Raw genomic sequence first — 16,849 nt, 5'->3', positions numbered from 1 at the left:
GAAGGCTGCCGCCGGCCCCTCAGTGCTTGAGGATCTTGGAGAGGAAGTCCTTGGCCCGGTCGCTCTCCGGAGCGGTGAAGAACTGCTCCGGAGTACGGTCCTCGACGATCCGCCCGTCGGCCATGAAGACCACCCGGTTCGCGGCGGAGCGGGCGAAGCCCATCTCGTGGGTGACCACGACCATGGTCATGCCCTCGCTGGCGAGCTGCTGCATGACCTCCAGCACCTCGTTGATCATCTCCGGGTCGAGGGCGGAGGTGGGCTCGTCGAAGAGCAGGGCCTTGGGGTCCATGGCCAGGGCCCGGGCGATGGCCACGCGCTGCTGCTGGCCGCCGGAGAGCTGCGCGGGGAACTTCTCCGCCTGGTCGGCGAGGCCGACGCGGTCCAGGAGCTGCCGGGAGCGCTTGTCCGCCTCGCCCTTCTTGCGCCCGCGCACCTTGACCTGCGCGAGCGAGACGTTGGCGAGGACGGTCTTGTGCGCGAAGAGGTTGAAGGACTGGAAGACCATCCCGACCTCGGCGCGCAGCCGGGCCAGTTCCTTGCCCTCGGCGGGCAGCGGCTCCCCGTCCAGCAGGATCGTGCCCGACTCGACGGTCTCCAGCCGGTTGATCGCCCGGCACAGGGTGGACTTCCCGGACCCGGAGGGGCCGATGACCACCACCACCTCGCCGCGGCCGACGGTGAGGTTGATGTCCCGCAGGACGTGCAGCTGTCCGAAGTGCTTGTTGACGTCCCGCAGCTCGATCAACGGATCGACGCTCATGCGCTGCCCTGCCCACTCGGTGTCGGTGTGTCGAGGTCAGCGCAAACTATCCAGCCGCGGAAGGGCACTTCGCTCCGACACGCCGGGGCGCCGGGGCATCAGCCCTCGGAGGCCTCGGCGTACGCCTGGCTGAGTTCGGGGGATCCGGTCATCGCCCAGGACACCCCCGACTCGATCACGTTCAGCTCGCGGCCCGAGGCCAGCCGGATCACCGGCTGGCCGTTGGGCCACACCTGCCAGCCGGCCCCCGGGATGGTCCGGACGATCACCGTCCCGAGGTAGAAGCCCGCGTCGTTGCCGAGCCAGGGCACCGCCTCGGGGTCCCGCCGCCAGCGGGGCATCAGCTGGTCCAGGGCCTCCAAGGAGCCCTGGCTCCCGTCGAGTTCGAGGCCGGCCGCCCGCGCCTGGACGCGCAGCATCTCGCACTCCGAGAACAGCTCGGCGACGCCCTCGGGATCGTCCGCGAGGGCGGCGGCGAGTCCCGCACCCTGTTCCGTTTCACGCCGGTTCAGCCAGTTGTCCAGGAAAGGGATGTTCATACCGCCCAGCGTCGCACCAGGATCCGCCGCTGGCCACAGGGCGCGCCTGGACCGGCCGGCCCGGATGGGCGGCCGGCGGGGCCGTCCGGCACGGCCTACCGGTCGAGGTCCAGGTCCACGACGACCGGCGCGTGGTCGGACGCACCCTTGCCCTTGCGCTCCTCGCGGTCGACGTAGGCGTCGGTGACGGCCTTGGTGAAGGGCTCGTTCCCGTACACCAGGTCGATGCGCATGCCGCGGTTCTTGGGGAAGGCCAGCTGCCGGTAGTCCCAGTACGTGTACGGGCGGTCGTACTTGAGGGGGCGCGGCAGCACGTCGGAGAGCCCGGCGCCCCGCAGTGCCTCCAGGGCGGCCCGCTCGGCGGGGGTGACGTGGGTGAGGCCCGCGAAGACGGCCGGGTCGTAGACGTCCTCGTCGGTCGGGGCCACGTTGAAGTCGCCGAGCACCGCGAAGGGGCGCGGGCCGACCGCGTCCTGCGCGACGGCCGTGGTCAGCGAGCGGAACCAGTCCAGCTTGTAGCCGTAGTGGTCGTGCTCGACCTCGCGGCCGTTGGGCACGTACACCGACCAGACCCGGACCCCGCCGCAGGTCGCGGAGATCGCGCGGGGCTCCTGGACGCCTTCGTAGTCGGGCCCGCCGGGCAGCCCGAGGACCACGTCGTCCAGGCCCACCTTGGAGAGCAGGGCCACGCCGTTCCACCGGCCGGTGGCGTTGACGGCCGATTCGTAGCCCAGCTTGCGCAGCTCGGCGTGCGGGAACTGCTCCGCCGAGCACTTGGTCTCCTGGATGCACAGGACATCGGTGCCGGAGCTCTCCAGCCAGGCCAGCAGGCGCGGCAGCCTGGCGGTGATGGAGTTGACGTTGAAGGTGGCGATACGCATGCGTTCCAACCTACCTCCAGGCACCGACACTCACAGGTCGGTGCTGTCCCCCGCGGTGAGTCGGCCGTGATCGGTGCCGCCGAGGGCGTCCAGGGCGAAGTCGTAGATCGGCCGGGCGATGTCGGAGAGGTAGGCGTCGTGGATGTCCAGGGCCCGGCGCGGCTTGACCTCGCGGAGGTAGTCGATCACCTCCGCGACCTTGTTCCAGGGGGCGTGCACCGGGACCATCAGGGTCTCCACCGGCACCCCGGGCACGGTCAGGGCGTCCCCGGGGTGGAAGAGGGAACCCTCCACGAGGTAGCCGACGTTCGTGACCCGCGGGATGTCCGGGTGGATCTCCGCGTGCAGCTCCCCGTGCACCTGGACCTCGAACCCGGCGGCGGTGAAGACGTCGCCGTGGCCGACGGTGTGCACCCGGCCCGGATAGGCGGGGGCGAGCTTCTCGGCGACGCTGCGCAGGGTCCACAGCCCGGCCGCCGGGTTCGCGTCGAGGGCGGCCCGCAGCCGGCCCTCCTCGAAGTGGTCGGGGTGTTCGTGCGTGACCAGCAGGGCGTCCGCCCCCAGGCCCGCGTCCGGTTCGCTGAAGGCGCCCGGGTCGATGACGAGCGTGCGCCCGTCCTTCTCCAACTGGACGCAGGAGTGCAGCCGCTTGGTGAGCTTCATGATCCCAGGCTAGCGGTGGAGGGGCCCCGGTCAGGGGGTGGTCGTGGAGACCACGTAGACCTTGGGCTTCCCGGGGTCGGTGAGGTCCACCGTGATGTCCCGGCTCGGGCGCGGGTCCGGCTGTTCCACGGTGGTCCCGTACCAGGTGGCCTCCGGGCTCCAGCTCCAGCCGGCGACCTCGGAGTCGTGCGGGGAGATCGAGACCTCGCCCCGCTTCAGCCCGGCCCGGCTGGTGCCGACGGCGGCGAGGAAGGCGTCCAGGTCCTCCGGGGTCACCGCGAACTGGGTGAACAGCCGGCTGGTGCGCCAGTTGTTGGTCTCCAGGAACCCGACCCGCCAGGCCTTCGGCGGGATCGGGACCTCGTAGATGCTCCGCTGCACCTTGGAGGGCCAGCCGGGGCGCACCTCGGACGCGCCGACCTTGGCGGCCTTGTCGCGGCCGCTCTCGCGGCTCTGCTGGGTGGAGATGGCGAGGTAGCCCGCGGGTACGCCGATCAGCAGCAGGATGATGATCGCCGTGATCCAGCGCCGCTTGACCACGTGCCTGCGGTCCTCGGCGGTGGGCGGCGGCGTGGCGTCGGGGGCGGAGGCCTGGTGGGGCAGGGAGGGCGGTGTCACTGTTTTTCCTGGTCCTCGGGTCCGGCGGGCTCGCGCCGGCCCAGCTGCTGCGCGTAGCGCTCGTACCGTTCGTAGCGCTCGACCCGCCGGCGGGTGGCGCGGCGGAAGCGCCGGGCGACGAGCCGGGCGAGGTCGGCGGCGCCGACCATGCCGGCCTCGGGGCCGAGCTGGGCCTTGGCGATGCGGGCCTCCGGCCGGTAGCCGCGGCCGGTGAGGTGGCGGCGGAAGGCCTCCCGGGCGGGGCCGATCAGCAGGTCGTCGGCGGCGCTGACGCCGCCGCCGATGACGAAGCAGGAGGGGTCGAGGGCTGCGGCGAGGTTGGCGATGCCGACGCCGAGCCACTGGCCGATGTCCTGGAGCAGCTCGACGCACATGGCGTCGCCCTCGCGGGCCAGCTCGGTGATGAGCGGCCCGGTGATCTCCTGGACGTTGCCGCCGACCCTGGCGATGATGTTGTACGCGACCGGGGAGTCGGCGGCGGCCAGCTCGCGGGCCTCGCGGACCAGGGCGTTGCCTGAGCTGTACTGCTCCCAGCAGCCGCGGTTGCCGCAGGGGCAGCGGTGGCCGCCCGGGACGACCTGCATGTGGCCGAATTCGCCGGCCACCCCGTAGCGGCCGCGCTTGACCTGGCCGCCTTCGAGGATGGCCCCGCCGATACCGGTGCCGAGCGTGATCATGACGAGGTGGTCCTCGCCGCGTCCGGCGCCGAAGCGCCACTCGGCCCAGGCGGCGGTGTTGGCATCGTTGTCGACCATGACGGGGACGGCGAGCCGGGACTGGAGCGCGTCGCGCAGCGGCTCGTCGCGCCAGGCCAGGTGGGGTGCGAACAGCACGCGGGAGCGGTCGGCGTCGACCCAGCCGGCGGCCCCGATGCCGACCGCGTGCACGTCGTGCCGGTCGGAGAGGTCGAGCACCAGCTCGACGATGGTGTCCTCGACGACCTTGGGGCTCTTGGACTTGTCCGGGGTCTCGGTCCGGATCTTCTCCAGGATGATGCCGTCGGCGTCGACGACCCCTGCCATCACCTTGGTGCCGCCGATGTCGATGCCGACGGTCGGGACGCGCGGGGCGGTCAGGTGCGACCGGCGCTCACGGGTGCCGATGGTCCGCAGGACGGTGCCTCGCGCCGACCCCCGGTGGGAGAGCGTGAAGTCCCGGTACGTGCTCATCGAGTCGTGTCGTCCCTCTTCGGTGGGGTGGTGCGGGAAGCCGGGTCGGCTGCGCCTGGTGGGGCCTCTGCCCCTGATTCTGCCACTCGCTCCAGTTCGTGGCTCAGTTCGTCCAGCTCGGAGCCGCCCGCCATCTGCCGGGTGAGCTCGTCGAGCGTGATCGAGTCGCGGGTGTGGCTTCCCGCCATGGCGCCGCGCTTGAGGAGCACGAAACGGTCCCCCACCAGGTACGCGTGGTGCGGGTTGTGGGTGATCAGGACCACGCCGAGGCCCGCGTCGCGGGCGGCGGCGACGTACTTGAGGACCACGCCGGACTGCTTCACGCCGAGGGCCGCGGTGGGCTCGTCGAGGACGAGGACCTTGGCGCCGAAGTACACGGCGCGGGCGATGGCCACGCACTGGCGCTCGCCGCCGGACAGGGTGCCGATGGGCTGGTCCACGTCGCGCAGGTCGATGCCCATGCGCAGCAGCTCGGCGCGGGTGGTCTCGCGCATGAGGTCCACGTCGAGGCGGCGGAGGGGACCGCGGCCCCTGGTGGGCTCGGAGCCGAGGAAGAAGTTGCGCCACACGGGCATCAGCGGGACGACGGCGAGGTCCTGGTAGACGGTGGCGATGCCGAGGTCCAGGGCCGCGCGCGGGTTGGCGAGCACGGTCTCCTCGCCCTCGATCTCGAAGGTGCCCGCGTCGTGCCGGTGCAGCCCTGCGATGATCTTGATGAGGGTGGACTTGCCGGCGCCGTTGTCGCCGAGGACGCAGGTGATCTCGCCCGCCGAGACCTCCAGGGAGACCCCCTGGAGGGCGCGGATGTTGCCGTAGTACTTGCTGACGTCGGTCAGCTTCACGAGTGCCGTGGTCATGCCCGTGCCTCCGCCCGCTTGCGGACCCATGCGTTGAGCAGCGTGGCCAGCAGGAGCATCGCGCCGAGGAAGAACTTGAACCAGTCCGGGTTCCACTGGGCGTAGACGATGCCGTTGCTGGTCATGCCGAAGATGAAGGCGCCGACCGCCGAGCCGATGGCGGAGCCGTAGCCGCCGGTCATCAGACAGCCGCCGATGACGGCCGCGATGATGTAGAGGAACTCGTTGCCGACGCCTTCGCCCGACTGGACCACGTCGAACGAGAAGAGGATGTGCTGCCCGGAGATCCAGGCGCACAGGGCGACGCCCATGTAGAGGCCGATACGGGTCTTCACGACGGGCACGCCGGTCGCGCGGGCCGCGTCGGCCCCGCCGCCGACGGCGAAGATCCAGTTGCCGGCGCGGGTGCGCAGCAGGATCCAGGTGGCCACGGCGACGATGGCGAACCACCACAGGATGGTGACCTTGAGGGTGACCGAGCCGATGTTCCACTGCGAGGCGAACAGGGCCCGCGCGGAGGAGAAGCCCTCCATGTCGGCGATGGTCTTGGTGGAGACCGAGCCGCTGATCAGCTTGGTGAAGCCGAGGTTCAGGCCGGTCAGCATCAGGAAGGTGCCGAGCGTGATGATGAAGCTGGGCAGCCTGGTGCGGGTCAGCATGAAGCCGTTGAAGAAGCCGATGGCCAGCGTGACCAGCAGGGACACCGCGACGCCGACCCAGACGTTGGCCGTCATCTGGTAGCTGAACATCGAGCTCACCAGCGCGGAGGTCGTGACCATGACACCGGCGGAGAGGTCGAACTCGCCGCCGATCATCAGCAGGGCCACCGGAGCGGCCATGATCCCGATGGTGGAGGCCGAGTACAGGACCGTGCTGAGGCTGGAGGCCTGCAGGAAGCTGGGCGCGGCGATGGAGAAGAAGACGAAGACGGCGGCGGCGCCGACCACCGAGCCCAGCTCCGGGCGGGCGAGCAGCTTGCGCACGGTGGAGGTCGGCGCGAGCCGTTCGTCGACGGCGGCGTGCGTGCTCATCGGCTGCCCCGCTTGATGAACTCCTCCAGCTTGGACGCCTCGGCGGCGGTGACGATCTGCGGTCCGGTGAGCACCGGGCGGCCGCCGCCGAGCACGTTCGCGTTGTAGCGGTACAGCCAGAGCAGGTCGATGGCCTCGTAGCCCTGGAGGTAGGGCTGCTGGTCGACGGCGAAGCCGAGGGCGCCGGACTTGAGGTCGCGGGCCACGGACGCGTTGAGGTCGAAGGTGTCGACCTCGGCCTTGCTGGCCGCCGCGTCCTTCGCCTTGATCGCGGTCGGGGCGAAGGGGGCGCCGAGGGTGACGATCGCGTCGACGGACGGGTCGGCCTGGAGCTTCGCCTGGATGGACGCCTGGACGGAGGGCATGTTGGTGCCCTCGACGTACAGGTTCTCCATCGTGCCGCTGAAGGTCTTCTTGGCCCCGGCGCAGCGCTGCTCGTGGCCGACGTTGCCCTGTTCGTGCAGGACGCAGACGGCCTTCTTGCGGCCCCGCTTGCCCAGCTCGGTGCCGACCGCCTCGCCGGCGATCTCCTCGTCCTGGCCGATGTGCGTCAGTGCGCCGTACTCGGCGGACTGGGCGGAGCCGGAATTGACCGTGATCACCGGGATGCCGGCCTTCACGGCCTTGGCGATGACGTCCTTGAGGGCCTCCGGCTTGGCGAGGCTGACGACGATCCCGTCGACTTTCTGGTCGATGGCGTTCTGCACGAACTGCGCCTGCTGCTGCGCCTGGTCGTCGTGGGCGTAGACGAAGTTGATGTTGTCCTTGGCCGCGGCCTCCTTGGCGCCCTTCTGGACGATGTCCCAGAAGGTGTCGCCGTCGCCCGCGTGCGTGACCATCGCGAAGGTCCAGCGCGGGGTGGAGACGGCGGGCCGGCCCGCCACGGCGGCCTTCGCCCGCTCCTCGGCGCGCTTGCCACCCGTACTGCTGCAGCCCGCGAGCGAGGCCCCCAGTACCGCCGCGAGCACCGCGCCCACGACGCGCACCCCTGTCCGAACCCTAGCCACGTCGCCGCGCCCTTCCCTCGTCACCAATTCGGTCCGTCGTCGAGCCGGTCACCAATCCGGTCATTCCGGCTCCATTCCGGTCCAGCCGCTCAGTATCCGCCACAGTCGACCATGAAGGGTCATCGGGGCACGCACGGGCAGGTTGACATGCGCGGGCGGATTGACAGGTTCCGCCGACAGGGTCAGGTTGAGTGCATGCGCATCGGCTTGATCGGAACGGGCCGGATCGGGTCCTTCCATGCGGCGGCACTGGCCCGCCACCCGGAGGCGGGTTCGCTCCTGCTCGCGGACGCCGATCCCGTGCGGGCGGCGCGCCTCGCCGACCGGCTCGGGGCCACTGCCGCGCCCTCGGTGGAGCAGGTCTTCACCTGGGGCGTGGACGCCGTGGTGGTCGCGTCCGCGACGGAGGCGCACGCGGACCTCGTCGTACGGGCGGTGCGCGGCGGGCTGCCGGTGTTCTGCGAGAAACCGCTGGCCCCGGATCTGAACCGGACCCTGGCGGCGCTGCGGGAGGTCGCGGCCGCGGGCGGGCTGCTCCAGGTGGGCTTCATGCGCCGCTTCGACGCGGGCTACGGCACGGCCCGCGAGCTGGTCCGTTCGGGCGCCCTGGGGCGGCTGCACACCGTCCGGACGATGACGGCCGATCCGGCGCCGCCGGCGGCCGCGTACCTGGCGACCTCCGGCGGGCTCTACCGGGACTGCATGGTGCACGACTTCGACATGGTCCGCTGGGTGACCGGACACGAGGTGGTCGAGGTGTACGCGGCCGGGTCGGACGCGGGGCCCGCCGTGTTCCGGGAGACGGGCGACATCGACACGGCGGCGGCCGTGCTGACGCTGGACGACGGAACCCTGGTCACGGCCACCGGCACGCGGTGCAACGGCGCCGGGTACGACGTGCGGATGGAGCTGGCCGGGGAGCTGGACCAGGTTTCGGTGGGGCTGGACGACCGGACTCCGATCGCCTCCACCGAACCGCACGGCCCGCCCCCGGCGAGCAAGCCGTGGACCGGCTTCCTGGAACGTTTCGCCCCGGCGTACGAGGCCGAGCTGGCGGCCTTCGTCCAGCTGGTGCGGGGCGAGGGGGCCAACCCGTGCGACGGCCGGGAGGCACTGGCGGCGTTCCGGATCGCGGAGGCCTGCGAACTCTCGCGCCGGGAACGGCGCCGGGTCCGCCTGGAGGAACTCCCGGACCTGCCGGTTCTGTAAGCGCACGGGCATTGGGTCACCCTATGGCGGGCGATCACCCGTGGCTGCGTCGTTTTCCGGACACATGCCCGAACGGGGATCAGGCGGCCGGGGCGACGGCGCGGCGGCCCCATGCGGTGCCGGCGAGCACCAGGGCGGCGCCCGCGTAGCCGAGGGGGCCGAGGTCCTCGCCGCCGATGGCGATGCCGGCGACGGCCGCCCACAGGGGCTCGGTGCCGAGCAGCAGGCTGACCCGGGAGGGCGAGGTGCGGCGCACGGCCCACATCTGTACGAAGAAGGCGAAGAGGGTGCAGAAGACGGAGAGGAAGGCCAGCCCGGCCCACTCCGCGGCCCCGAAACCGGCGGCGGCGGCCCAGGGGCTCGCCCCGGTCCCGGGCACGGCGGCCAGCAGCGCGAAGACGAGTACGGCCCCGCCGAGCTGCACGGTGGTCAGGGACAGCGCGTCGGCGTCCTGGACGGCCTCGATCCGGGCCATGAGCAGGACGTGCAGGGTCCGGGCGAGGGCGGCGCCGAGGATGAGCAGGTCGCCGAGGCCGGGCGCGGTGAATCCGGCCCCCTGGGTGAGCAGCACGACACCGGCCACGGAGACGGCCGCGGCCCCGAGGAATCCGGTGGAGGGCGCCCGCCGCCGCACCGCGGCCTCGGCCAGCGGGGTGAAGATCATGGTCAGGCTGATGATCAGCCCTGCGTTCGTGGCCGAGGTGTGGACGACCCCGTAGGTCTCCAGGAGGAAGATCCCGCCGAGCACGAGTCCCAGCAGCCCGGCGGAGCGCAGCCGGGCGGCGCCGAGCGCGCGCAGCCGCGACCACCCGGCGACGACCAGGACGGGCAGGACCAGGGCGAACCGCAGCACGAGCACGGCGATGACGGTGTGCGAGGTGGTGATGCCCTTGGCGGCGAGGTAGCTGCCGCCCCAGACGACGGCGACGGCCAGGACCGGCAGGTCGGCGAGCCAGGCCCGGCGGGGGGCGGCTTCGAGGGCCGGCGAGATCACGGTCACGGAGGTCTCCAACGTCACGGGAGAAGTGGAGGCTTCGGCGGCTCGCACGGGTGCAGGGGGCACGCTACCGGAGCCGATCATGCCGGGCGACCCGTTTCCGGACCGTCCGCGCAGGGCCCGTAGCATCGGGTGCATGGCTGATCTCTACGCCCTGGACCTGGCGTTCGACCTGCTCGACAGCACGCCGGACGCCGTACTCGCCGAAGTCCGGCGCCAGCTGGCACCGGACACCGGCCTCCTCTGCGCCCGCGGCCCCGCGTGGCGCGTCCGGGGCGTGCTCGTCGGGGAATTCACCCCGACCGAACACGGCGGATGGGCGCTGACGGCCCGCCAGGAGATCCACGCGGAACAGCTCCCCGACCTGGAGGACTTCCTGCTGCTCGTGGCCCCCCACATCCGCCCGCCGGGCCCGGTCGGCCGCATCCGCCACTACGAGCACGAGGCCCCGGACCTGCTGGTCCTGCGCGAGGGCCGCGTGGTCCAGCTCGCCCTGGACCCGCGGTAGGCGGCCCGGCTCAGCCGACCGTGCCGAAGGTGGCCCGCCCCGTCGGCCGGTAGGTGTGGATGGCGGTTCCGGCCGCCGTCGTACGGGACTGCGTCACCTCGAAGGCGGTCGGCAGCCCACCGGTCGGGAACAGCTTCCGGCCCGCGCCCAGGAACACGGGGAAGACCAGCAGGTTCAGCTCGTCCACGAGGTCCCGGGCCAGCAGCCACTGTGCGAGCTGCCCGCTGCCGTGCACCTGCAGCTCCCCCTCCAGTACGTCCTTGACCCGGACGATCTCGCTCTGCAGGTTCTCCCCGTCGAGCACCGTGGCCGGGCCCCAGGCCGGCTCCTTGAGCGTGGTGGAGGCCACGTACTTCGGCAGCCGGTTCAGGTTGCCCGCGATGGGGTCGGCCGGATCGTCGTGGTGCGGCCAGTACCCGGCGAAGATCTCGTACGTCCGCCGCCCGAGCAGGAACGCCCCGGTCCGCCCGAAGACCTCCTTGACGAACTCCAGCATGCCCTCGTCGGCGAACTGCGCCAGCCACCCGCCGTACTCGAACCCTCCGCTGCGATCCTCCTCCGGTCCCCCGGGTGCCTGCATCACGCCGTCGAGGGTCACGAAGGTGGTCAGGGTCAGCTTTCCCATGGCTCTGCGCTCCTAGCTCGGTCGTCCCTACAGGAGTGCAGACTCCCGGACCCCCGAATTCTCGGCGCGACGCCACGCACGCCCCCGCACGAACGCGTGGTCGGATTCCTGCCAGCGCCATCGACCCTCCGGGGATTTGATTGAACCCGCAACCAACTGGTGGGCAATCGAGGGAGGAACGTCATGGACGGCAAGGTGGCACTGGTGACCGGTGGCAGCAGGGGGATCGGGGCCGCGACGGTCTTGCGGCTGGCCGAGGAGGGCGCGGACGTCGCGTTCACCTATGCGAGCAGCGGGGAGGCCGCGGCCGGGGTGGCCGGGAAGGTCGAGGCGCTCGGGCGGCGGGCGCTGGCGGTGCGGGCCGACGCCGGGGATCCGGGGGCCGGCGCCGACGCGGTGGGGCGGGCCGTGCGGGAGTTCGGGCGGCTCGACGTGCTCGTCAACAACGCGGGCGTGGGCGTCCTCGGGCCGCTGGAGGGCCTGACCGCGGCCGACGTGGAGCGGGTGCTCACGGTCAACGTCCGCGGGGTGTTCACCACCGCCCAGGCCGCGGCCGCCGAACTGGGGCCGGGCGGGCGGATCATCACCATCGGCAGCTGCATCACCCAGCGGGTCCCCGGGCCCGGCGGGACGCTCTACGCGATGAGCAAGTCGGCGCTGTCCGGGCTGACGAAGGCCCTCGCCCGGGAGCTGGGCGGGCGCGGGATCACCGCGAACATCGTCCACCCGGGGCCGGTGGACACGGGCATGAACCCGGCGGACGGGCCCTACGCGGGGCCGCAGGCGGCGATGACCGCCCTCGGGCGCTTCGGCACGGCGGGTGAGGTGGCCGCCATGGTGGCCTTCCTGGCCGGGCCCGGGGCGGCGTACGTCACCGGGGCGGAGTTCGCCGTCGACGGCGGGCACGCCGCCTGACGAAGTCGACGCCGGGGGCCGGCCGGGCGGGGCATCGCCTCGCTCGTTCCAGGCAGAGGTCCGCGGTCTGCCGGTGCGAAAGCAGACCGGCGACGGCTTGGCCGGAATCGCCCATGCGCTCGCGGCGGCCACGGCGGCGGGCGAGTGCGCGCCGGTTCCCGAGGTGACGGCCGGGGCGGCCGGCCGGTCCGGGGCGGAGCCGGCCGCACACGGCGCCGTGGAGCCCGCGCGCAGGCCTCACGGTCGGCCGGCACGGCCGACCGCGAGGCGGCGGGCGCCCCGGAGGCCGACATCGGCAGGGTTTGCACGTGGAATGGATTCGGCCAACTCTTGCCGCACATTCGGCCACACAGCCGAAAGGCGCCGCGACCAGCAGAAATTGATGATCCGTCAATGCACCCTGCAGACTGCTGACTTGACGATTGTGCCCGGCCGGGCCGACGCCGCCTCGGCCCGGATTAATGCTCGAACATGCGTCCGGCCATGTCATTACGCTTCGTCACACGCCGACCGCGGCAGCCCCTCACATCCGGGCGCTGCCTCGCATCGCCACCGGGTCCGCCGGGTCTCCATCACGGTGACCGGCCCACGTCCCGGGACCACTTGGCCCACAGGGGCCGCACCAGCAATACGTGAGAGTGCCCCGCCACTTCCCAGCGGGACCACTTTCCGGAAGAACGTCGTGGCGGGGGCTCGACGGAACAAGGGATGCTCTTCGGCTGGTCGCTGGTGGCGGACCGCTGCACCTCTCAGCCGGAGTCGGGATACCGGGACCTGTCGTCCATCGCGACCGGTTCGCGCTCGCCACTTCCCCACGCGCATCGAAAAGTCGAAGGAGCGGATTTCCGCCATGGCTGACCAAATGGTTCTTCAGGCCCAGAAATGGGTCAACGCGACGTACAAGAGTGTCGCCGGCTACAACCCCGTGACGGAGGACGGGAAGACCGGCTGGAACACCATGTACTCCCTGACCCGGGCGTTGCAGTACGAACTCGGGATCACGACACTCTCGAACGCGTTCGGTCCCACCACACTGTCGACGCTGGCAGCCAGGGGGCCCATCAAAGTCGGTGAGCCGAACAAGAACATAGTCAAGATCATCCAGTGTGGCCTGTACTGCAAGGGTTACAGCGCCGGCGCCATCGACGGGGAGATGTCGAACCCCACTCTGTCCGGCTTCAAGACGATGATGGAAGACATGGGTCTCCATGCCACGGACGTCGGCAACGCCCTGCCGCCCAAGGTCTTCAAGGCCTTGCTCACCATGGACGCCTACGTCTTCCTGTCCGGCGGACTGGAGCAGATCCGCCTCATGCAGCGGTGGCTCAACTCCCGCTACTGGCAGAAGTCGACCTTCTTCATAGGCCCGTGCGACGGGTTCTTCTCCCGTGATGTCCAGCAGGCCCTGATGAAGGCGATCCAGTACGAGTCGGGAATTCCCGAGGGCTCGGCCAACGGCATCTTCGGGCCCGGCACGGAAGCGGGCCTGCGGGCCCACACGCTCGGCGAAGGCGACTCCGGGGTATGGGTACAACTGTTCTCGGCCGCCTGCGTGGCGAACGGCCCCTCGAACACGAGTGGTGACATCGCCAGTTTCAGCTACGAGTTCGGACCGAAGCTCAGGAGCTGGGTGGAGAAGTTCCAGAGCTTCTCCGCGATCAGCGAGACGGGCAAGTCCGACTTCGACACCTGGGCGCAGCTGCTGGTCGCCTACGGCAACCCCGACCGGCCGGTCAACTGCTGTGACACCCGCTTCACGATCACCCCCTCGCGGGCGAAGGCGCTCTACGACGCCGGCTACCGCGCCGTGGGCCGCTACCTCGACGAGCCGGCCAACAGCACCCTGAACAAGGAGATACAGCCCGGAGAGCTGGAAGCGATCTTCTCCGCCGGTCTGAGCGTCATCCCGATCTGGCAGTACGACGCGCGGAAGCTCGCGGACTTCACGTACTCCAACGGATACGCGCACGGGCGCAGGGCGCACGAACGGGCCGAAGGCTATGGCTTCAACCGCAGTACGGTGATCTACTTCGCGGTCGACTACGACGCCACGCAGGCGGAGATGGACAAGATCGTCGACTACTTCATCGGCGTGAACGACGCCCTGAAGGGCAATGGCAGCAAGTACATCACCGGCGTCTACGGTTCGCGGAACGTGTGCTCCAGCGTGGCAGGAGGCGCCTTCGTGCCGTACGCCTACGTCTCCGGCATGTCCTATGGGTTCTCCGGCAACCTCGGATTCCCCCTCCCGCAGAACTGGGCGTTCAACCAGATCAAGGAGTTCAACTTCTCCGCGGGTTCGGACACCTTCGCGCTGGACCGGGTGGCGCACCGCCCCGGCTCGGACTTCGGGCAGAACTCGGTGAACAAGTCGGGAAGTTCGACGGTCAACGACTTCCTCGCCTACGTCCAGAGGGTCCACGATGCCGCCGTCGCGTACAAAGCGAGCAACGCGAACGAACTGTGCCTGCAGTTCATGCGCTGGGACAAGTACACGGACTCCCGCTGGGGATCGCTGTTCGGCGATGTGGACAACGCGTTCATAGAATTCTGCAACAACCGGGGACTGGGCCGAGCGAGGGATCACGAGTACCTCGACCCGTCGATGGGTGTCACCATCAGCCCGGACCACCTGATTGCGAGTGCCGCAGGCTATTTCCTCAAGGGGAACGCCGGAGTCGGCAAGGCGAACCGCGCCGAACTCGCCAGCTGGGGCGGGGACCTGCTCACGTTCTACGGCGAATGGAGTCGCTCGGACAACGCGTCCCCGCTGGACTTCTGCCGCAGGACACTGGCCAGGCCCGACGTCGCGTCCACGTTCTCGCTCAGCGACCTGATCGAGGACATCGACGGGTTCACGGTCGCGATGAAGCTGAAGGCCGGCGGCACGAACGTCGTCACCGAACTCAGGAGGATTCTGGTCGGCGGGGGTCACAAGACGCGTTTCAGCGACTTCAAGAGGGCCAGGTTCGGCGACTCCACCGAAGGCGCGAAGAAGACGGCGAAGGCGTTCCTTGAGGACGACATCAGCGACACTCTGCTGTCCGCTACGCGTGCACTGCTGATCCAGCGGAACTGCCCGATCCACAAGAAGCCGTGGCTCGAGTCCGACTCCGTGATGGACGAGTTCTACCGGGGATTCGCCGAAGTGCTGGACCGTCTCATCAAGCAGCAGTGACCCGGCTGAAGCCGGTGTCCCGGCCGACGGGCTGTGACAGCAGACCCGGACGCCCGTACCCGCCGAAAGCGGCATGCCGGGTATCTTGCCCGGCCATGGGGAATCGCCTGGCGCGGGACACGGGAAGAACCAAGCGGTGCCGCGTGCCCGCGACATCGGATCAGGAGGAGGGGACGCAATGTCGGCACCTTTGATCGGGCTGCTCCTGCTCGTCAGTGTGGTGGCGGTGCCGGCGTGCATCGTGGTGGTCGTTCTCATGCTGAGGAACCCGCCCCGTTCACTGCCCGGGATCTCTGCGGTTCTCGCCCTGCTCTTCGGTTCCTCGGCTGTGGCCGTGTACTGCTACGGCTGGTTCTCCGTCACCCTCGGGGGGCCGTTCCCGGAGCTGTGCGAGGACAGGAACGGCCCCGGCGCCGAGTTGGCGAGCCTGAAGCAGGATTACTGGCCCCTTCGCAACGCCTGCATCTATTCCGACGGCTCGACGGTGGAGCACGTCTCCACGTCGATCAACCTGTTCGTCTACGTGCCCGCTGGTCTTGCCGTCGTCCTGACCTGCGCCGCCGTGTTCCTGTACCGGCGGGCACGACACATTCCCGGGGGGACCCCATGAGCATCGAATTCTCACGTCGCACCGTACTCAAGCAGTTCACCGGCGTCGCCGCCGGAGCCGCACTGGTATCCGCCGGAGGCGCACTGCTGGCTCCCGGCACCGCCGTCGCCGCGGACGGCACGTGGCGCAGATCGACCTCGGCGAACGGCTGGAGCATCCCGAACGCCCGCGCCCCGTTCACCGGCACCTGCGACATCCAGGGAACCGGCCTGACCGTCGTCCTGCGCCAAGGGGACACCGCAACGGTCCTGGCCTATCTGGCACAGCGTTTCCACTACGACGTCGCCCGGCTGGAGAGCGGTCGCGGCGAGATCGTCGGATACCGCGCCGATCGCAAGGTCAGGGCGGACTTCGAGTCCAACCACCTGTCGGGAACCGCACTGGCGCTGTATCCGGAAACCTACCCGCTGGGAGTCACGGGGAACTTCTTCCCGTACCAGGTCACGGCGATCCGGGACATCCTCGCGGAACTCGGAGGCGTGGTGAAGTGGGGCGGCGACACGAAGCCGTCCATGGAATCCATGTTCTTCATCGACGTGCCGCCGGAGTCTCAGCAGCTCAAGCGGGTCGCAGAGACGCTCAGGACATGGCAGCTCACTCCGAGCAAGGGCGCCGGGACCCAGAACGTCGAGGACCCCAAGCGCGTGAAGGCGTCGAAGGAACTGGCGAAGAGCCAGAAGTCCTGAGTCCGCTGCGGCGTCAGGGGAGCCAGCGGCCGTCCGTCATCAGCTGACGGCCCGCCATCTCGTTGACCTCGCGCCACGCCTGGATCCACACCGGCGTGATCCGGAAGTACGGGTAGGGCGTCGCGAAACCGCTCGGGTCGAAGCCCGTGCGGGCCGCGAAGGCCTCCCGTACCGCCGGCGCGAGGTCGCTCGCCTCCACCGTCTCCGCGGTGCCCTCCACCAGGACCACGTCCCGGGTGACGCCGAAGGCCAGGCGGACGCGGCCGTTCGCGATCAGGTTGCGGGCGGTGGGGTTGGTGCGCTGGGTCGAGACGAGGAAGGTCTCGCCGTCCCGGAGGAAGGAGAGCGGGACCATGCAGGGGACGCCGTCCGCGTCGGCGGTGGCCACCCACACGTCCACGTCGTGCTCGAAGCGGGCCAGGGTGTCCTTGAGGCGCTCCTCGTGCGTGCGCGGCGGCGCGGGGACGCTCGGGATGGTCTGCTCCGTCATACGGGCCTGCTCCTGTCCGTACCGGCCGGCCCCCGGGCGGAGCCGCCGCGCCCCACTGTGCCTCACCCGCAAGGGAGTTCGTACGGCAGGGCGCATGCCGATG

The 16,849-nt window shown here is 70.4% G+C and carries 18 protein-coding genes; 6 read left to right on the top strand and 12 right to left on the bottom strand.

Going from position 1 to position 16,849, the window contains the following annotated elements; all coding sequences use genetic code 11:
- Positions 1–19 precede the first annotated feature (19 nt).
- From OG472_RS34190 to OG472_RS34150, 9 genes are all read right to left on the bottom strand, one after another.
- Positions 20–763 (bottom strand): amino acid ABC transporter ATP-binding protein, encoded by a 744-nt coding sequence (locus tag OG472_RS34190; protein ID WP_405832739.1) that lies wholly within the window; start codon positions 761–763, stop codon positions 20–22.
- Positions 764–861: 98 nt separating this feature from the next.
- On the bottom strand, positions 862–1,302 hold the full coding sequence (locus tag OG472_RS34185) for a DUF6278 family protein (RefSeq protein ID WP_383571740.1): 441 nt from the start codon (positions 1,300–1,302) through the stop codon (positions 862–864).
- A 95-nt stretch (positions 1,303–1,397) separates the two neighbouring features.
- Positions 1,398–2,183 (bottom strand): exodeoxyribonuclease III, encoded by a 786-nt coding sequence (locus OG472_RS34180; RefSeq protein WP_405832737.1) that lies wholly within the window; start codon positions 2,181–2,183, stop codon positions 1,398–1,400.
- Between the two features lie 30 nt (positions 2,184–2,213).
- Positions 2,214–2,846: an MBL fold metallo-hydrolase gene (locus OG472_RS34175; protein WP_401604643.1), complete on the bottom strand. Its 633-nt coding sequence runs from the start codon at positions 2,844–2,846 to the stop codon at positions 2,214–2,216.
- Positions 2,847–2,876: 30 nt separating this feature from the next.
- Positions 2,877–3,464: a hypothetical protein gene (locus OG472_RS34170; RefSeq protein ID WP_383571748.1), complete on the bottom strand. Its 588-nt coding sequence runs from the start codon at positions 3,462–3,464 to the stop codon at positions 2,877–2,879.
- On the bottom strand, positions 3,461–4,633 hold the full coding sequence (locus OG472_RS34165; protein ID WP_401604641.1) for an ROK family glucokinase: 1,173 nt from the start codon (positions 4,631–4,633) through the stop codon (positions 3,461–3,463). The genes OG472_RS34170 and OG472_RS34165 overlap by 4 nt, the downstream gene beginning before the upstream one ends.
- Positions 4,630–5,490 carry an ATP-binding cassette domain-containing protein gene (locus tag OG472_RS34160; RefSeq protein WP_401604640.1) on the bottom strand — a complete coding sequence of 287 codons (861 nt, stop codon included), beginning with the start codon at positions 5,488–5,490 and terminating at the stop codon, positions 4,630–4,632. Before OG472_RS34160 ends, OG472_RS34165 begins: the two co-directional genes overlap by 4 nt.
- Entirely contained in the window at positions 5,487–6,521 is a 1,035-nt protein-coding gene (locus OG472_RS34155; protein WP_405832734.1) for an ABC transporter permease, read from the bottom strand. Before OG472_RS34155 ends, OG472_RS34160 begins: the two co-directional genes overlap by 4 nt.
- Positions 6,518–7,498, bottom strand: a complete 981-nt coding sequence (locus OG472_RS34150; RefSeq protein ID WP_401606382.1) for a substrate-binding domain-containing protein — start codon at positions 7,496–7,498, stop codon at positions 6,518–6,520. The genes OG472_RS34155 and OG472_RS34150 overlap by 4 nt, the downstream gene beginning before the upstream one ends.
- A gap of 225 nt (positions 7,499–7,723) precedes the next feature.
- Here OG472_RS34150 and OG472_RS34145 point away from each other — a divergent pair, with 225 nt between their 5' ends.
- On the top strand, positions 7,724–8,737 hold the full coding sequence (locus OG472_RS34145; protein ID WP_405832732.1) for a Gfo/Idh/MocA family oxidoreductase: 1,014 nt from the start codon (positions 7,724–7,726) through the stop codon (positions 8,735–8,737).
- Between the two features lie 79 nt (positions 8,738–8,816).
- Here OG472_RS34145 and OG472_RS34140 read toward each other — a convergent pair whose 3' ends face one another.
- Positions 8,817–9,755, bottom strand: coding sequence for a DMT family transporter (locus tag OG472_RS34140; protein WP_405832730.1), 939 nt, complete (start codon positions 9,753–9,755; stop codon positions 8,817–8,819).
- Positions 9,756–9,870: 115 nt separating this feature from the next.
- On the opposite strand from OG472_RS34140, the gene OG472_RS34135 reads away from it, so the two are divergent.
- Positions 9,871–10,242 carry a hypothetical protein gene (locus tag OG472_RS34135; protein ID WP_401604633.1) on the top strand — a complete coding sequence of 124 codons (372 nt, stop codon included), beginning with the start codon at positions 9,871–9,873 and terminating at the stop codon, positions 10,240–10,242.
- 10 nt (positions 10,243–10,252) lie between these two features.
- Here the strand turns inward: OG472_RS34135 and OG472_RS34130 are convergent, their stop codons facing one another.
- Positions 10,253–10,867, bottom strand: a complete 615-nt coding sequence (locus tag OG472_RS34130; RefSeq protein ID WP_401604630.1) for a dihydrofolate reductase family protein — start codon at positions 10,865–10,867, stop codon at positions 10,253–10,255.
- Between the two features lie 183 nt (positions 10,868–11,050).
- Between OG472_RS34130 and OG472_RS34125 the strand changes: the two genes are divergently transcribed.
- The 4 genes from OG472_RS34125 (at position 11,051) to OG472_RS34110 (ending at position 16,256) form a co-directional block, all read left to right on the top strand.
- Positions 11,051–11,782 carry an SDR family NAD(P)-dependent oxidoreductase gene (locus tag OG472_RS34125; RefSeq protein ID WP_405832728.1) on the top strand — a complete coding sequence of 244 codons (732 nt, stop codon included), beginning with the start codon at positions 11,051–11,053 and terminating at the stop codon, positions 11,780–11,782.
- Positions 11,783–12,632: 850 nt separating this feature from the next.
- Entirely contained in the window at positions 12,633–14,960 is a 2,328-nt protein-coding gene (locus OG472_RS34120; protein ID WP_401604625.1) for a glycoside hydrolase domain-containing protein, read from the top strand.
- Between the two features lie 178 nt (positions 14,961–15,138).
- On the top strand, positions 15,139–15,570 hold the full coding sequence (locus OG472_RS34115) for a hypothetical protein (protein ID WP_405832726.1): 432 nt from the start codon (positions 15,139–15,141) through the stop codon (positions 15,568–15,570).
- The gene (locus OG472_RS34110) at positions 15,567–16,256 is read left to right on the top strand and encodes a hypothetical protein (RefSeq protein WP_401604619.1); all 690 of its coding nucleotides are present in this window, start codon (positions 15,567–15,569) and stop codon (positions 16,254–16,256) included. Before OG472_RS34115 ends, OG472_RS34110 begins: the two co-directional genes overlap by 4 nt.
- Before the next feature lie 13 nt (positions 16,257–16,269).
- On the opposite strand, the gene OG472_RS34105 is transcribed toward OG472_RS34110, so the two are convergent.
- A complete protein-coding gene (locus OG472_RS34105) occupies positions 16,270–16,746 on the bottom strand; it encodes a pyridoxamine 5'-phosphate oxidase family protein (RefSeq protein ID WP_401604617.1) in 477 nt (158 codons plus the stop codon).
- Positions 16,747–16,849: the final 103 nt, after the last annotated feature.

It is taken from the genome of Streptomyces sp. NBC_00207 (assembly GCF_045160965.1).
Taxonomy (GTDB): domain Bacteria; phylum Actinomycetota; class Actinomycetes; order Streptomycetales; family Streptomycetaceae; genus Streptomyces.
This window is presented reverse-complemented; position numbering and strand designations above follow the sequence as displayed.

Bases quoted from the DNA above. Each gene is read 5' to 3' on its own strand.
- OG472_RS34190 (WP_405832739.1), bottom strand. From the start codon at position 763: ATGAGCGTCGATCCGTTGATCGAGCTGCGGGACGTCAACAAGCACTTC.
- OG472_RS34185 (WP_383571740.1), bottom strand. From the start codon at position 1,302: ATGAACATCCCTTTCCTGGACAACTGGCTGAACCGGCGTGAAACGGAA.
- OG472_RS34180 (WP_405832737.1), bottom strand. From the start codon at position 2,183: ATGCGTATCGCCACCTTCAACGTCAACTCCATCACCGCCAGGCTGCCG.
- OG472_RS34175 (WP_401604643.1), bottom strand. From the start codon at position 2,846: ATGAAGCTCACCAAGCGGCTGCACTCCTGCGTCCAGTTGGAGAAGGAC.
- OG472_RS34165 (WP_401604641.1), bottom strand. From the start codon at position 4,633: ATGAGCACGTACCGGGACTTCACGCTCTCCCACCGGGGGTCGGCGCGA.
- OG472_RS34160 (WP_401604640.1), bottom strand. From the start codon at position 5,490: ATGACCACGGCACTCGTGAAGCTGACCGACGTCAGCAAGTACTACGGC.
- OG472_RS34155 (WP_405832734.1), bottom strand. From the start codon at position 6,521: ATGAGCACGCACGCCGCCGTCGACGAACGGCTCGCGCCGACCTCCACC.
- OG472_RS34145 (WP_405832732.1), top strand. From the start codon at position 7,724: ATGCGCATCGGCTTGATCGGAACGGGCCGGATCGGGTCCTTCCATGCG.
- OG472_RS34135 (WP_401604633.1), top strand. From the start codon at position 9,871: ATGGCTGATCTCTACGCCCTGGACCTGGCGTTCGACCTGCTCGACAGC.
- OG472_RS34130 (WP_401604630.1), bottom strand. From the start codon at position 10,867: ATGGGAAAGCTGACCCTGACCACCTTCGTGACCCTCGACGGCGTGATG.
- OG472_RS34125 (WP_405832728.1), top strand. From the start codon at position 11,051: ATGGACGGCAAGGTGGCACTGGTGACCGGTGGCAGCAGGGGGATCGGG.
- OG472_RS34120 (WP_401604625.1), top strand. From the start codon at position 12,633: ATGGCTGACCAAATGGTTCTTCAGGCCCAGAAATGGGTCAACGCGACG.
- OG472_RS34115 (WP_405832726.1), top strand. From the start codon at position 15,139: ATGTCGGCACCTTTGATCGGGCTGCTCCTGCTCGTCAGTGTGGTGGCG.
- OG472_RS34110 (WP_401604619.1), top strand. From the start codon at position 15,567: ATGAGCATCGAATTCTCACGTCGCACCGTACTCAAGCAGTTCACCGGC.
- OG472_RS34105 (WP_401604617.1), bottom strand. From the start codon at position 16,746: ATGACGGAGCAGACCATCCCGAGCGTCCCCGCGCCGCCGCGCACGCAC.